The sequence below is a fragment of the Vibrio harveyi NBRC 15634 = ATCC 14126 = KCTC 12724 genome (assembly GCF_001591145.1).
Lineage (GTDB): Bacteria > Pseudomonadota > Gammaproteobacteria > Enterobacterales > Vibrionaceae > Vibrio > Vibrio harveyi.
Genome location: NZ_BCUF01000001.1, coordinates 172,286 through 187,318 on the forward strand (window position 1 = coordinate 172,286; position 15,033 = coordinate 187,318).

Consider the following 15,033-nt stretch of genomic DNA (forward strand, 5'->3'; position numbering starts at 1 on the left):
AAATCCAAAAACTTTATTTTCTTAGTGATGAGGGGTGAACTATTGATGATTTCGTTTTAGCAAACGAAAGGGTGGTTATTGATAGTGATGTTCTTCTCGTTGTTATTCGCTTCTGATTTATCTCACATTTTTTGTATTTTATAGAATTTGGGTGGGTGGGGTTGTGCTGGAAAACAAACAAAAGCCCAAGTGGCTAGGACATCCACTCAGGCTTTGTTTATTAGGTGTTGTTCTGGCGTATTTAAGACTTCACCTTATTGCTGTCGTCTTTGTCGTGATGGACAAGCAAGTGATCAAACACATTTCGAATGAACGGCGCGCCCACTTTAGAGCCACCATTACCGTGCTCGATAACCACGGTAGCCACATATTTGGGTTTATCGTATGGTGCAAACGCGGTAAACAATGCGTGGTCGAGTAGGTGGTTTGCGAGTTTTTTGGAGTTGTAGACTTCGTCTTTGCGCAGACCAAATACCTGCGCAGTACCTGACTTACCGCCACTGCTGTACTCTGCGCCTCTAAATGCACGGCGACCAGAACCATGAGCCCCATTATTTACCAAGCGCATGGCGTTGATTGGAATATCCCAGAACTTCTCTGGTACTCCTTCGATAGAAGGCAGCGCTTTTGGTTTAACATCGACTTGGTTTTCGAAGTCTTCCCCATGTTCAATCACGGCTTTGAGAAGGTGTGGCGCTTTCATTTCGCCATGATTAATGAGGAATGATGTTGCTTTGGCTATCTGCATTGGTGTTGCTGTCCAATAACCTTGCCCAATACCGATAGGCACCGTATCACCTTGATACCAAGGGGTGCGATGACGTGCGATTTTCCATTCTCGTGTTGGCATGTTTGCGCTGCTTTCTTCGTAAATATCGATACCCGTTGGCAAGCCAAAGCCAAACTTATTCATCCATTTCGAAATGCGGTCAATCCCAAGGTCAAATGCGGTCTGATAAAAGAAGGAATCAACTGATTCCTCAATTGCCTTGGTGACATCCACGTTGCCGTGACCCCAACGTTTCCAATCTCGCCATGCTTTTGAATTTGGTTTAGAGCCAGGAATACGCCAGAGGCCGTGATCGTTGCGCACGGTACTTGGTGTGATGACGTGTTCTTCAAGCCCAGCGACAGCCATAAAAGGTTTTACCGTAGAAGCAGGAGGGTAAACGCCAAGCGTTGTACGGTTCACAAGTGGGTGAGCTGGATCATTGAGTAAGGCACGGTAGGCTTTGCTAGATATGCCGTTAACAAAAGGGTTTGGGTCATAACTCGGACTTGATGCCATGGCTAATACGCTATTGTCGCGTGGATCGAGCACGACTGCGCTGCCTTGGCGATGGTTGAGTTGTTTGTAGACATACTCTTGTAGCTCAATATCCAGATTCAATACGATGTCTTTTCCGGGAACTGGCGGCACATATTTGATCGTACGAATCACGCGACCGCGACTGTTTACCTCTACTTCCTCGTAGCCTTTGGTGCCGTGGAGGATGTCTTCGTAATAACGTTCAACACCTAACTTGCCGATGTTTTGCGTTGCCTGATAATTCTGTGCTTTGCCTTCTTCATCCAATCGACGCAAGTCTCGATCGTTGATGTGAGAAACGTAACCCAAAACATGGGTCAGTTCTTCGCCGTAAGGGTAGTAACGTTTGAGATCTGCGGTAACAAAGACGCCGTTAAACTCGTGCTGATGAACAGAAAAGCGTGCCACTTGCTTGTCATTCAGTTCGTTCATGATCGTGACAGAACGAAAGCGGCGAGTGTGCTTGTAACGCTTTTTAAAGGATTCGACTTGATCTGGGGTGATATCAATATAGTGACGCAGTTTTTCAATTAATGCATCTGGATCGCCCGCCTGTTCTGGGATCATATCTAAGTTATAAACAGGGCGGTTCTCAGCCAACAAAACGCCATTTCGGTCATATATAAGACCACGGGTAGGGGCTATTGGCAGGATTTTGATTCGGTTGTCGTTCGAGCGAGTTTGGTAATCTTTGAAGTGATTAACCTGCAAGTTATAAAGGTTAGCAACCAGTCCTCCCAACAAAATAACCATGCCGATAAAAGCAACGATGGCGCGGTTTTTAAACAATCTTACTTCCTGATTGTGGTCTCGGAATTCGTTTCGCTTGCGTAGCATGGATACCCTTTAGGTTTGGTCTTTGTGCTCAATGTGCCCCAATAAAAGAAAAGACATGGATTTTAGTCTTGTTACAAATGGTTACATTTGGGGCGGGGCTACTGTAACGAGCTTTGCTCCTTGTTTTGTAAGAGCAATGTCAGGGATCTAAAGCGAAGCCTGATCTTTCTTGCGTTGCGCGTCACCTTTTAATGTTGCTGTGAAGATGTAAACGTTTATACATCTTGTCTAGGATTTTTTCGTTTTGATTCCTTAAATGAATAAATTTGCTTTAATCTTATTAAGTTTATGTGTTGTGTAATTTTTGTGGAAACGTTTACACAAGTTTGAGTTTGATCACGGATCTGGATCGGTTTTGGTTGGTAGACTTTTAACCAGTTAAGCGATCAGCGAATTTGCTTGGTTAATAGGCTCAAATCGTTACCAAGCATGAGCAGCAACAATGGGGAAGCAAAAGTGAAAGTTCTTATCACAGGCGGTATGGGGTACATCGGTAGCCACACATGCGTACAGATGATTGAAGCAGGTATGGAGCCAATCATTGTCGATAACTTGTGTAACGCCAAAGTAGAAGTGCTTAGTCGTATTGAAGCGCTGACAGGTAAACAACCCGTCTTCCATCAAGGTGATATTCGTGATGAAGCCTTTTTAGACTCGGTTTTTGCTGAGCATGATATCCAAGCCGTGATTCACTTCGCTGGTCTAAAAGCCGTTGGAGAATCCGTTGCGAAGCCGTTGGAGTACTACGATAACAACGTGAATGGCTCGCTCGTTTTGGCACGCAGTATGCGCAAAGCTGGGGTGAAAAGCATTGTCTTCAGTTCATCCGCGACGGTGTACGGCGACCCTGACATTGTACCTATTACAGAAGACTCGCCAACGGGCGCAACCACCAACCCATACGGTCGTAGCAAGTACATGGTGGAAGAGTGCTTAAGTGATCTGTTCAACGCAGAAAACGATTGGAGCATTACTTTACTGCGCTATTTCAACCCAGTGGGTGCACATCCATCCGGCACCATGGGTGAGGACCCTCAAGGTATTCCAAACAACCTCATGCCGTTCATTGCACAAGTCGCAGTCGGTCGCCGTGAAAAACTGTCGGTATTCGGCAATGACTACCCAACACCAGATGGCACGGGCGTTCGTGATTACATCCACGTGATGGACTTAGCGGACGGTCATATCGCAGCGCTGAAATCGCTCGGTGATAAAGCTGGTTTGCACATTTACAACTTAGGTACGGGAAAAGGCTCTAGCGTGCTTGATATGGTGGAAGCGTTCGCGTTGGCTTGCGGTAAGCCAGTGCCTTACGAGCTGTGTCCTCGCCGTTCTGGTGACATTGCAGAATGTTGGGCAAGTACTGAAAAAGCAGAGCGAGATCTTGGCTGGAAAGCGACTCGCAGCGTTACTGAAATGACGGCGGACACGTGGAAATGGCAGTCAAATAACCCGCAAGGCTATTCCCCTGCGTAATTGATGCTGCAGCGCTGTCGCCTGCACTTTCCAATTCCAATCACATAGAAAACCTATGCTCATGGATATTGGAAAGCTTACCGCCTAGCTGCAACTCCAATTTCATTGGGGAATGCAGATGAAAGAAATTTTAAAAGTTGAGTAAGTAAGATGTCGAATGTTGAATTTAACCCAGTGGATCACCCACATCGTCGCTACAACCCACTAACGGGTCAGTGGATTTTAGTGTCACCGCATCGTGCAAAACGCCCTTGGAGTGGTGCCGATGAGAAACCGTCTATCGATCAACTGCCTAGTTACGATGAGAAGTGTTTCCTATGTCCAACGAACGAGCGCATTTCTGGAGATGTAAACCCAGATTACCAAGGCACTTACGTATTTAAGAATGACTTTGCTGCGTTGATGGTGGATTCTCCAGATGCACCTGAGTCAGACAGCCCTTTGTTCAAGACTCAAGGCGTGCGCGGGTTGAGCCGAGTGATTTGCTTCTCTCCCGATCACAGCAAAACGCTACCGGAACTACCAGTCGACAAAATTCGTGGCGTGATTGACACCTGGAATGAGCAAATCGAAGAGCTTGGCAAAGACTACGTGTGGGTGCAAGCATTTGAGAACAAAGGCGAAGCGATGGGATGTTCTCAACCTCATCCACACGGTCAAATCTGGGCGAATAGCTTCTTACCAAATGAAATTGAGCGTAAAGAGCACAACTTAAAAGCGTACTACCAAGAACATGGCAGTAACTTGCTGGTGGATTACGTGCAAGCTGAACTCAAAGATGGCTCACGTACTGTGGTTGAGACTGAGCACTGGATTGCTGTTGTCCCTTACTGGGCTGCGTGGCCATTCGAAACCATGCTACTTCCTAAAACGCACATTCGTCGAATGAGTGAGCTAACCGATGAGCAACGTGATGACCTTGCGGTTGCAATCAAAAAGCTAACCAGCCGTTACGACAACCTATTCCAATGTTCTTTCCCTTACTCAATGGGTTGGCATTACGCGCCATTCTTTGAAGAAGGTACTGATATCGATCATTGGCAACTGCATGCCTTGTTCTACCCGCCGCTACTGCGTAGCGCAACAGTGCGTAAGTTCATGGTGGGTTATGAAATGTTGGCAGAAAACCAACGCGACTTAACCGCAGAGCAAGCAGCACAGCGCCTACGTGACCTAAGCGATGTGCATTACAAAGAACAGTAACTAGGGTCTGTTGAACTTTCGCGGTTAAATTTTGTTCGAAAGGTCAACTGACCTTAAAGATAAATACGAAAGATGTCATTCCGTACAGCGAGGAACGAGCGTGATACGGAATCTACCATCAGAGTGCGCTGAACGTAGATTCCTCCGGATGCTCGCTAGGGCTCGCCCGGAATGACAAATGTTAGACAATCAAATATGTCGTTTCTGATTGCGAGATATGAAAGCTGTCGAGAATTCACACAAAAATTTTATGCTGAGATTTTACTATGTCTGATTTAATCCAAAACGTTAAAACCTCTTTTGAACAAGTGCTGGGTTACGCTCCAAGCCACATTATTCAAGCACCTGGTCGTGTCAACCTGATTGGTGAACACACTGATTATAACGATGGTTTTGTATTGCCATGTGCGATCAACTACCAAACGGTTGTGGCAGCAGCAAAACGTGAAGACAACCTAGTGCGCGTGGTATCTGTGGACTACGGCAACGCAGTTGATGAGTTCGATATCACTCAAGAGATTACTTTCCAACAAGACAAAATGTGGGCCAACTACATTCGCGGTGTGGTGAAGTATCTTCTCGCACGCGGTTACCAATTTTCTGGTGCGGATATCTCAGTGAGCGGCAATGTGCCTCAAGGTGCGGGCTTGAGCTCATCGGCAGCATTGGAAGTGGTGATTGGTCAAACGTTTAAAGTGCTGTTCAATCTAGAAATCAGCCAAGCGGAAATTGCACTGAACGGTCAGCAAGCAGAGAACGAATTTGTCGGCTGTAACTGCGGCATCATGGACCAAATGATTTCGGCAGAAGGTCGTGAAAATCACGCGATGTTATTGGACTGCCGTAGCCTAGAAACCGAAGCAGTATCGATGCCAGAAGACATGGCAGTGGTGATCATCAACTCGAACAAAAAACGTGGCTTGGTAGACAGCGAATACAACACTCGTCGTGAGCAATGTGAAGAAGCGGCGCGCATCTTCGGCGTAAAAGCACTCCGTGATGTGAGCATTGAGCAGTTTAATGAGAAAGTGTCTGAGCTGGATGAAATGGTGGCAAAACGTGCTCGCCACGTGATCACAGAAAACGATCGCACGGTCGAAGCCGCACAAGCTCTTCGCGCACACGACATGAAGCGCATGGGTGAGTTGATGGCAGAGTCTCATGCTTCAATGCGTGATGATTTCGAAATCACAGTAAAAGAAATCGATACTTTGGTGGAGATGGTGAAAGAGGTCATCGGTGAGCAAGGCGGTGTGCGCATGACTGGCGGCGGCTTTGGCGGTTGTATTGTCGCTCTTGTACCGCCTGCATTAGTGGATGACGTGAAAGCAACCGTTGAAGCTAAATACCAAGCAGCAACGGGGTTGAAAGAATCTATCTACGTGTGCCAAGCGAAAAATGGCGCTAGCTTAGTCGAAGTGCTTTAAGCGCACCGCAGCTTTAGTAGGAGCGAGATATGACCGAGCCATTAACCATCACGATGACACAGCAGGCTGCTTTTGATGGTGAGCCTGCTAGGGTGGTCGAACTGAAAAATAACACAGGCATGAGCGTTTCCTTTATGGATATTGGCGCGACATGGCTGAGTTGTCGTTTACCTTTGGCGAATGGGGAGTTGCGCGAAGTGCTTCTCGGAGTGGGGACGATGGGGAGTTTCATGCATCAACAGTGTTATATGGGTGTCACTGTTGGTCGCTACGCAAACCGCATCGCCAATGGGCTTTTTGAGGTTAATGGCGAAGCATTTCAAGTCTCCACTAACCAAGCGGGAAACTGCTTACACGGTGGTGAGGAAGGGTTTGATAAGCGTCGCTGGAACATTGAGTCTCAGTCCGAACAGCAAGTGACGTTTTCTTTGTTGTCTGAAGATGGTGATCAAGGTTTTCCGGGGAACCTCGAAGTCCATGTGACGTATACCCTGACTGATGACAACCAAGTGAGCATTGTGTATTTCGCAAAGACAGACAAAGCAACACCAGTGAACTTAACGAACCACGCTTACTTTAATTTGCTTGGTGCGGAAGCCGATTTGGATTGCCGTTCTCACCGTTTAACCATCGCAGCAGATCAATATCTACCAACTAACGAGGTCGGTATTCCTTTGGGGACATTGCAAGATGTGAAAGGAACAGGCTTTGATTTTAGAAATGAAAAGCCAGTATCGGAGCATTTCTTACAAGATGAGCAGCAGATTGCAGCGAAAGGTTATGATCACAGCTATCTATTTGATGCTCATCGCGACGTTTCAAAACCCGTTGCGCGGGTGGTTTCTCCGGATGGAAAAGTGCATATGTCTGTCGTGACCAATAAGCCTGCCATGCAATTGTATACGGGTAACTGGTTAGCGGGTGCACCAAACCGTCGCGGTGGGGAATACCAAGACTACGCGGGCTTGGCGTTAGAAACTCAGTTTTTGCCAGATTCACCGAACCATGCTGAGTGGGGGCAACCAAGTTGTATTCTTGAACCTGAGCAAGCGTATCGATTCAGTACCACGTTTCAGTTTGCTTTTTAGTTAAGGTATTGATTTTTAGCCTTTTGGGTTGCTATGAGCTTTTTGCCTACAGTAGGTCAAAAGCTTAGTTGAACTAAAAACAAAAAAGCTCTGGTACTTCTGTAGCAGAGCTTTTTTATTTCGTATTTTAGATTGGGTGCAGAGTTAGAGGCGGTCAACCGAGTTGCGACGAACTAAGGTTGGGCTGAAGATGATCGTGTCTTCTTCCACTTGTTCATCTCGTGATAATGCCAACGCTAGTCGAGCAGCGCGTTCTGCCATCATTTCGATTGGGTAACGAATTGTCGTCAAACTTGGATTGACGAAGCGAGCAATTAAACCATCGTCAAAACCGACCATAGAGACTTTCTCTGGTACGCTGATTCCGTTTTGATCTAATACGGCAAGTGCCCCGGCTGCCATGTAATCGTTGTAAGCCACGACACCGGTGATTTCGAGTGATTTCGTCAGTAAGTTGGTCATTGCTATTTCACCACCATCACTGTTTGGTTCACCATATTCAACGTAACTTTTCGACAGTTCAATCTTGTGGTCTTTCAGCGCCGCTTGGTAACCTTGCAAGCGCTCATCGGTATCTTCAATGTCATGTGAAGAAGCGATACAAGCTATCTTGGTATGCCCATGACGAAGTAAATATTCTGTCGCGAGGTACGCACCTTTACGGTTATCGAGAGAGATACAACGCTCTGCTAACTCAGGAATGTGGCGGTTGATCAATACCATCCCTTTTACTTCTTTGGCATAGCCAATCAATTCTTCATCTGATAAGCCTTTAGAGTGGATCACAATCGCCTCACAGCGGCTATTAATCAGCAACTCTAACGCTTGTCGTTCATCTTCTGGATTGTGATAACCATTGCCAATCAGAATGTGTTTACCATTTTCTCTTGCGACGTTATCAACCGATTTGACCATGGTGCCAAAGAAGGGGTCAGAGACATCACTCACCAGCACGCCCATCGTATTGGTACTTTGACTGACTAGTGCTCGTGCTGCCGCGTTAGGGCGATAGCCAAGTTTGCTCATCGCTTTAGTCACTGCATCGATAGAAGTTTGGCTTGCCTTGGGTGATTTGTTGATCACACGAGAAACGGTAGCGACTGACACCCCCGCTTCTTTCGCGACATCCTTGATTGTTGCCATGAGGAACCTTTCGTTGGCTAAAAACGTTAACCGGAGTATTAAACACCCATTGTGTAATAAGTGCAATTTTAACAGGTGGTTGCTTTCTAAAGTGCGATCTTTACCTCTTGTAATTATTAATCTTACTGATAGTGTAAACGTTATCTTTTTAGTAAAATTTACTTGGGTTTTAATTAATGGAAACGATCGCTTACTCAGACTTTGCAAAGTTAGAAATTCGCACTGGAAAAATCATCGAGGTGGCGCGCCACGAGAATGCAGATAAGCTGTACATTGTGCAGATCGATGTCGGTGAGAAAACCCTGCAAACGGTCACGAGCCTTGTACCGTACTACACAGAAGAAGAGTTAATGGGTAAACAAGTGGTAGTGCTGTGTAATCTAGCAAAAGCTAAGATGCGTGGTGAAACCTCTGAGTGTATGCTGCTGTGCGCTGAAACTGATGATGAGTCGGAAAGCGTATTACTGACACCGGAACGCGCAATGCCATCAGGCGTGCGAATTGTTTAAGCTGTAAGTTAAATTTATTTATATAACAAATGCTTATGGTTTGTGTCTCATTTTATAAATGAGTGAGTTGATTCATATTCACCTTTATTTATAATTTTCTTGATTTAAAACTGTTTAACAGTATGAAAATATAGGAAATTATAATGAAAAAGGTTTTGCCTTTATTGGCTTTAGGTGCAGTGGTTGCTTCAGCGTCGGTTCAAGCAAATAGTGGTTGGTATATTGGTGCGGATATTCATAACACTGAGATCGATACAGAGTTGAACATTGATTCATCGTCTTCAACAGGCTTTGGTATCGCTGTTGGTAAAGAGATGGCGCTCTCTCAGCAGTTTGTATTAGCTTTTGAGGGTGAGTTTATTCACTTTGGCAGCTTTAAAGAGAACGGATACTTCATCGATCAGTTTGGCACTGCGCACAATGCGAGCATTGAAGTTGAGGGTTACGCTGCGAATCTTAATGCGAAACCTAAATACTACTTCACAGGCACAGGTTTCTACTTAGGCGCTGTGGCTGGCTTGGGCGTGATGGGTGTTGACCTGAAGTTGGATGTTCCAACTGCATCTTCTAGCTCAATATCAACAGATGGTAGCGATATTGGTTTCAACTACGGTGCTGAAGCAGGTTATGAATTTGCTTCTGGTCTGATTGTTTCTGGTGGTTACCGTGCGTCTTCGGTCACGATTGATGTTGAAAATGGCGGCGATTTAGATTTTGATTTTGATGGCTTTTACGTAGGTCTAGACTACAAATTCTAATCAGATATTTGTCGAATATGAATAATGGAAGGGAGCCACTAGGCTCCCTTTTTGATCAGGTTATCTATTAATTCATAATGATGATCTTGCACACCCGCAAGGTTGCCGTACTTGGGCTGGTGGCGGTCATTCTCTTTGGCGTGTTGCCAACCTATAGTATGACGAACAAAGTGTTCAGCAAACGCGTGAGAGACTTCCAAGCATCCTGCTAAAACAGTATCTACATAACTTTGCATGATTGGGCTGAGCGTGCAGGGTGGAAGGGGATCGCTTTTCACGTAAACCCAAATCTCATGATCTGGATTAAAGCTGATTTCAGTTTCGATTTGTTCAGGACGAATTTGAATACGATGATAGCCACGTTCGCGGCGGTCAAATTCAGTCAGCGCTTGGTGGTCTACTTCGAGCAGCACACCGTTCACTTGCCCTTCGCCTTCATTCACAACCAGCGGTGACAAGATATAGCTGTCGTCGACTTTGCCCCAATAGCGCACTAACCCATGGGCAATAACGGGAATTGCTTCACCCGTTTGCCCTGTAAGCTCACGTGAGGCCGAATTGATTAAGCTGCCGTAGCCAAATATATACATCGTGATTGTTCCCTTTTACTTCGACGAATTCCGTTCTATCCGTTATACCTAAATATGATATCTAAGTCATTCTTACTGAGCCCAGCATTTTTACGTTCTTGGGAGGAAATGCCTCCACGGCGTCAGGCGCAATGTTTTACCTCTAAAGGATAGTCTGATCTTATAACATGTATTTTTTATGCATGTTTGTGTTAAGATCGCTGACGTTAAGTTTTTCGACAGTACGAATTGGTACGTAAGGGCACCACAATGCTGAATATCACCGATAAAAAAGTGGAAGAAAAAATCCCCGCATGGCTGCGACTTGGGTTTAGACCGTTTTTCCTGTTTGGCTCTATTTACGCCATCATCGCGATTGCGTTGTGGGTATGGATGTTTCAAACAGGGCAGCCTAGCGCGTTGAGTGTTCCGGCTTTGTGGTGGCATGTACATGAAATGCTGTTTGGTTTCTCTATGGCGATTGTGGTGGGGTTCGTTCTGACCGCGGTACAAAACTGGACGGGGATCAATGGGACGAAGCACTACACCTTGCTAGCCTTGTTTTTGTTATGGCTTGCTCCTCGAGTTCTACTTTGGACCCCTGCACCACTTTGGTTAACCAGCAGTGTTGAAGCGCTGTTTTTACTGTTTGTAGCGTATGAGGTCGGCATACGAGTTTATCGTGCTAAAGGGTGGCGTAACCTATTTTTTGTTCCGTTATTCTTACTTGCAATCTTTGCGAACTTTGCCAGTTATGCCACGGTCAAAGGTATGCCTCCATTTACCTCTTCTGCTGTGTGGCAAGCAATGCTGTGGTGGTTCACTTTACTGCTTTCTGTCATGGGTGGGCGAGTAATCCCTTTCTTTACTGCACGTCGTTTCAACTTTGAAAAAGCTCAACCGCTGATGTGGCTAGATTGGCTCGCCAACCTACCTTTGGTCATGTTGTTTGTACTGAGTTTCTTCCCTGTGACGTTTGCTGAACTTGGGAAGCCGCTGATGTTATTTGCTGGTATCACCCAATGGGTTCGATTCTTACGCTGGAAACCTTGGTTGACTCTGAGCGAGCCACTTGTTTGGTCTTTACATGCGGCTTATTTGTGTCTGCCTTTAAGTCTTATCCTACGTGGCAGCTGGGATAACGCGTTTGCCAACCACAACTTGATTCATTTGTTTGCGATTGGTGCGCTAGGTGGCTTAATCCTAGCAATGATTACTCGTGTCACCATGGGGCACACTGGACGTATGATTTACAAAGGTCCGAACATGAGTATCGCGTTTGCGGCGGTGATTGCTGCGGCGTTAGCGAGAAGCTTAGGTGTGATATTTGCTCCTTCACAGATGTTCTTTTGGATTGATATCAGCGCAGCATTATGGATTCTTGCATTTGGTATGTTTGTGTGGCGTTTTGGTGTGATGTTGATAACTCCGCGTGTGGATGGTCATCCGGGATAATCGAAGAAAAATGAAAGTGAAGAAGGGCTTGGCGAGATGCTAAGCCTTTTTTGTTTGATGTTGCTTCAGCAAATAACCTATTAATAGTAAGGAAATTATTAAGAATGTGAAAAACGTTGAATTCTAATCTGAGTTTTGCTCGTGCCAGAAAAGGCGGAGTTCGATACTCTGTATCTGTTATTGCTCGTATGAATATGAGTGATTAACTAGCCAATTGACGTTTTAGACCCATAGGTGTCTTTCGTGTAATTACATGGCCGCTTAGTTCTATACCTCCGTGGAACTAAGCGGCGTTTTTCGTTTTGTGGCTAGGTAAAATTAGATATTCCCTTGGCTGAAGTCTTTCTGGAAATAAAGAACTTTCTGTAGATAGCGTCTCGCTTCCCCTTTTGGGTGTTGAGTGGTTAATGCATCATAAACTTGAGTTGGGTTGAGGCTGTTAAGTTCATTCATTGCACGCTTACGGTCGCTATCAAACGTCGAAAGCACACCACCAGTGCCGCCGTTGTAGGCGGAAATCATACTAAAGTGCTTCGAGGTTGGATGTTTCACGTCTCGTAGATAGCGGTTTTTCAATATATAGAAATACGCTGCACCAGTATCAATGTTATTGGCAGGATCGAATAAGTATTCTTTGGTAGGAATACCTGGTTTGTTTTTTACTAAATTAAACACATCCGCACCCGCTGTTTTTGGGATCACTTGCATCAAGCCGTAAGCGCCAGCATGAGAAACCGCATAAGGGTTAAAACTACTTTCGGTTTTGATCACGGCGAAAATCAGATCTTCTGATAAACCATATCGTTTTGCAGCGTCACGTATCAAGCCAGCGTACTGGTATTCGCGTTGTTCTAGATGATCTTTCACCATGTTGATTTCGACATAGTAAGCACTGCCGTGTTTGATGGCTTTCTTTTGCAGTTTGTTGTCGAGTAGGTAGTCTGCGTAACGATTGGCGCGCCATTCCCATTCAATCGGTTTTCCATCGTGATCGAGAACTTGCCCCAATAAAAAAGGCTTACCACGTAATACCGCTTCCTTGTCACTAAACAACTCCGCATGTGCTGGATCGGCAGGCATGAGTAGTGTCTGTACAATCGCTTTTTGTAGCTTTTCCGTTGGCTGGTATTGGGAAATTGTCGAAACGTAGATTTTTCCCGCTTCGAAGTCGATATGAGCGCGGGTGTTATAACCATCAAGGTATTTCACGTAGCGGTGTTTTCCCGCTTCGACGAACTCATCTTCACCCCAGCGATCTTTGGCTTTTTGCGCAATGTAAGCCAGTAACTGTTGGATATTCTCTTGGTTAGATGCACTTGGCGGCTTTACATAGGGAGGTACGTAGTCATCACATGCGCAAGGTGGTGTTTCTTCAGGAGCAACAGAGCAACCACTGAGGAGAAGTAAGCTCAGGAATAGCGATTTCTTCATCGGATACCGATTTAATTAGAGGTGAGGGCAATTGCCGACTGAAGAAAATAATAAGTAAGAGTGTTAATTGTCTGAAATTAAAACTTTTTGTGCTTTCGATAGAAGGTGTTGATATTAGAATTTAGCTCCAAAAAAAAGCCTGCGGGGTGCAGGCTTTGTATTAGGAGAGTCCAATTTAACTTACTTGTGAGAGGCTAACGACCTTTTGTTGCAGCTTCTCTTTTAGATATTCTGCCAGTGCGATTTTCTCCTCTTCGTTCATGTATAAGCCAAGTTTTGTACGACGCCATAAGATGTCTTCATCGGTTAGCGCCATTTCGTGATTCATCAAGTAATCGATTTCACGTTGATATACGCCACTTGCTTGCTCTGAGAAGCAGTGACCAAGATCTTCTACGCTGTTAGTGCCTTCCATCAGATCCCAAGTTTGTGTACCAAACTGAGTCACGTAGCGCAGCAACATTGCTTCTGATGCCCACGAGTATTTCGCATGAATCATCTTCGCAAGTTGCTCACGGCTGCAACTGAAGTTACCACCAGGAAGGGTTTGGTTTGCCGTCCAGTCTTTACCCATTTCAGGTAGGTAAGGTGCAAGTTTCTTCATTGCCGCTTCGCCAAGCTTACGGTATGTCGTGAGCTTGCCGCCGAACACTGAAAGTAAAGGTGCGTGGTCGTATTCAGCATCCAACTCTAGTGTGTAGTCACGTGTGATCGCTTGCGGTGAGTCAGACTCATCATCACACAGTGGGCGTACACCACTGTAAGTCCATACCACATCTTCGCGGCTTAGCTGGTGGACAAAGTGTTGGTTAACGATATCGATCAAGTAATCGACTTCATCTTCGGAGATCGCGACTTCACGCGGATCGCCTTTGTATTCCACATCTGTGGTACCAATGATCGAGAACTTATCTAAGTAAGGGATCATAAATACGATGCGGTTATCTTTGTTTTGTAGGATGTAGGCTTGCGGCTCGTTGTGGATACGAGGAACAACGATGTGCGAGCCTTTGATCAAACGAATGTTGCGAGGGGAGGTTTGCTCTAATCCTTCATCAAAGAACTGTTTCACCCATGGACCAGCAGCGTTAACCAGAGCTTTCGCTTTACGTTCGAAACGTTGGTCTGTGGTGACGTCATGAATAGTGACATGCCAAATGCCGCCTTCACGGTGTGCTTTTTCTACGCGGCAGTAGTTGCGAACTTCTGCGTTATTCTCTTTTGCAGCCAGAACGTTAAGTAAGACTAAGCGCGCATCGTCTACCCAACAATCTGAGTATTCGAAACCGGTTTTCATTTCAGGTTTCAAAAGACCTGATTTTGCTAGGTTGACAGTTTTGCTGCCTGGCAGTGTGGTTCGTTTACCCAAGTTATCGTAAAGGAACAAACCACAGCGGATCATCCAAGCTGGGCGTAAAAATGGGCGATGAGGTAAACGGAAGCGCATTGGTAGAGCCACATGTGGTGCTTTACGTAAGATCACTTCACGTTCAGCGAGCGCTTCCGAAACTAAACGAAATTCATAGTGTTCAAGGTAACGTAATCCGCCGTGGATCAGTTTTGAACTTGCAGAAGAAGCGGCAGGTACGGCTGCAGGTCTAACTGGCTTATTTGGTTACTTGGGCGGTGCGGTAGCGGCAAACGCGATTCTTGGCTATACAGTAGACCACTTCGGCTGGGATGGCGGCTTTATCATCCTAATCGGTTCATGTATCACCTCTATCGTTTGTCTAACTTACGCATTTCTTGGCGAGCGTGCTCACCATGAACAAAAAGCGCGTGAGAAAGAAGCATTGGCGTCATAAAACATTAAAGGGGCGGTGGAATA

Annotated in this window: 11 protein-coding genes and 2 pseudogenes; 8 read left to right on the forward strand and 5 right to left on the reverse strand. The window is 45.6% G+C overall.

Features of this window, described 5'->3' with window-relative positions; translation table 11 throughout:
• Positions 1-241 precede the first annotated feature (241 nt).
• Positions 242-2,146: a penicillin-binding protein 2 gene (gene mrdA / locus VHA02S_RS00720; RefSeq protein ID WP_017817717.1), complete on the reverse strand. Its 1,905-nt coding sequence runs from the start codon at positions 2,144-2,146 to the stop codon at positions 242-244.
• Positions 2,147-2,602: 456 nt separating this feature from the next.
• Between mrdA and galE the strand changes: the two genes are divergently transcribed.
• The 4 genes from galE (at position 2,603) to galM (ending at position 7,340) form a co-directional block, all read left to right on the forward strand.
• Positions 2,603-3,622, forward strand: coding sequence for a UDP-glucose 4-epimerase GalE (gene galE, locus VHA02S_RS00725; RefSeq protein ID WP_038898386.1), 1,020 nt, complete (start codon positions 2,603-2,605; stop codon positions 3,620-3,622).
• Positions 3,623-3,772: 150 nt separating this feature from the next.
• On the forward strand, positions 3,773-4,825 hold the full coding sequence (locus tag VHA02S_RS00730) for a UDP-glucose--hexose-1-phosphate uridylyltransferase (RefSeq protein ID WP_005449058.1): 1,053 nt from the start codon (positions 3,773-3,775) through the stop codon (positions 4,823-4,825).
• Positions 4,826-5,091: 266 nt separating this feature from the next.
• On the forward strand, positions 5,092-6,252 hold the full coding sequence (galK, locus tag VHA02S_RS00735) for a galactokinase (protein WP_038898357.1): 1,161 nt from the start codon (positions 5,092-5,094) through the stop codon (positions 6,250-6,252).
• A gap of 29 nt (positions 6,253-6,281) precedes the next feature.
• Positions 6,282-7,340, forward strand: a complete 1,059-nt coding sequence (gene galM, locus VHA02S_RS00740) for a galactose-1-epimerase (RefSeq protein WP_038898358.1) — start codon at positions 6,282-6,284, stop codon at positions 7,338-7,340.
• A gap of 144 nt (positions 7,341-7,484) precedes the next feature.
• Here galM and VHA02S_RS00745 read toward each other — a convergent pair whose 3' ends face one another.
• Complete coding sequence (locus tag VHA02S_RS00745) at positions 7,485-8,483, reverse strand: substrate-binding domain-containing protein (RefSeq protein ID WP_009698687.1); 999 nt, start codon at positions 8,481-8,483, stop codon at positions 7,485-7,487.
• A 176-nt stretch (positions 8,484-8,659) separates the two neighbouring features.
• Between VHA02S_RS00745 and VHA02S_RS00750 the strand changes: the two genes are divergently transcribed.
• Both VHA02S_RS00750 and VHA02S_RS00755 read left to right on the forward strand, forming a co-directional pair.
• Entirely contained in the window at positions 8,660-8,992 is a 333-nt protein-coding gene (locus tag VHA02S_RS00750) for a tRNA-binding protein (RefSeq protein ID WP_009698684.1), read from the forward strand.
• A gap of 143 nt (positions 8,993-9,135) precedes the next feature.
• Complete coding sequence (locus VHA02S_RS00755; protein ID WP_005450882.1) at positions 9,136-9,750, forward strand: outer membrane beta-barrel protein; 615 nt, start codon at positions 9,136-9,138, stop codon at positions 9,748-9,750.
• 38 nt (positions 9,751-9,788) lie between these two features.
• On the opposite strand, the gene VHA02S_RS00760 is transcribed toward VHA02S_RS00755, so the two are convergent.
• Positions 9,789-10,340 carry a gamma-glutamylcyclotransferase family protein gene (locus VHA02S_RS00760; RefSeq protein ID WP_038898359.1) on the reverse strand — a complete coding sequence of 184 codons (552 nt, stop codon included), beginning with the start codon at positions 10,338-10,340 and terminating at the stop codon, positions 9,789-9,791.
• Positions 10,341-10,589: 249 nt separating this feature from the next.
• Between VHA02S_RS00760 and VHA02S_RS00765 the strand changes: the two genes are divergently transcribed.
• A complete protein-coding gene (locus VHA02S_RS00765; protein ID WP_038898360.1) occupies positions 10,590-11,774 on the forward strand; it encodes an NnrS family protein in 1,185 nt (394 codons plus the stop codon).
• A 318-nt stretch (positions 11,775-12,092) separates the two neighbouring features.
• On the opposite strand, the gene mltC is transcribed toward VHA02S_RS00765, so the two are convergent.
• Together mltC and glpD are read right to left on the reverse strand one after the other, a co-directional pair.
• The gene (mltC, locus tag VHA02S_RS00770; protein WP_017189193.1) at positions 12,093-13,205 is read right to left on the reverse strand and encodes a membrane-bound lytic murein transglycosylase MltC; all 1,113 of its coding nucleotides are present in this window, start codon (positions 13,203-13,205) and stop codon (positions 12,093-12,095) included.
• 175 nt (positions 13,206-13,380) lie between these two features.
• A pseudogene (gene glpD / locus VHA02S_RS00775) lies at positions 13,381-14,787 on the reverse strand (glycerol-3-phosphate dehydrogenase); the annotation flags it as partial.
• Between glpD and glpT the strand changes: the two are divergent.
• Positions 14,762-15,010 (forward strand): annotated as a pseudogene (gene glpT / locus VHA02S_RS00780) (glycerol-3-phosphate transporter); the annotation flags it as partial. The pseudogenes glpD and glpT sit on opposite strands and share 26 nt — an antisense overlap.
• Positions 15,011-15,033 lie beyond the last annotated feature (23 nt).

Bases quoted from the DNA above. Each gene is read 5' to 3' on its own strand.
- galM (WP_038898358.1), top strand. From the start codon at position 6,282: ATGACCGAGCCATTAACCATCACGATGACACAGCAGGCTGCTTTTGAT.
- VHA02S_RS00745 (WP_009698687.1), bottom strand. From the start codon at position 8,483: ATGGCAACAATCAAGGATGTCGCGAAAGAAGCGGGGGTGTCAGTCGCT.
- VHA02S_RS00755 (WP_005450882.1), top strand. From the start codon at position 9,136: ATGAAAAAGGTTTTGCCTTTATTGGCTTTAGGTGCAGTGGTTGCTTCA.
- mltC (WP_017189193.1), bottom strand. From the start codon at position 13,205: ATGAAGAAATCGCTATTCCTGAGCTTACTTCTCCTCAGTGGTTGCTCT.
- mrdA (WP_017817717.1), bottom strand. From the start codon at position 2,146: ATGCTACGCAAGCGAAACGAATTCCGAGACCACAATCAGGAAGTAAGA.
- VHA02S_RS00750 (WP_009698684.1), top strand. From the start codon at position 8,660: ATGGAAACGATCGCTTACTCAGACTTTGCAAAGTTAGAAATTCGCACT.
- VHA02S_RS00730 (WP_005449058.1), top strand. From the start codon at position 3,773: ATGTCGAATGTTGAATTTAACCCAGTGGATCACCCACATCGTCGCTAC.
- VHA02S_RS00765 (WP_038898360.1), top strand. From the start codon at position 10,590: ATGCTGAATATCACCGATAAAAAAGTGGAAGAAAAAATCCCCGCATGG.
- galK (WP_038898357.1), top strand. From the start codon at position 5,092: ATGTCTGATTTAATCCAAAACGTTAAAACCTCTTTTGAACAAGTGCTG.
- VHA02S_RS00760 (WP_038898359.1), bottom strand. From the start codon at position 10,340: ATGTATATATTTGGCTACGGCAGCTTAATCAATTCGGCCTCACGTGAG.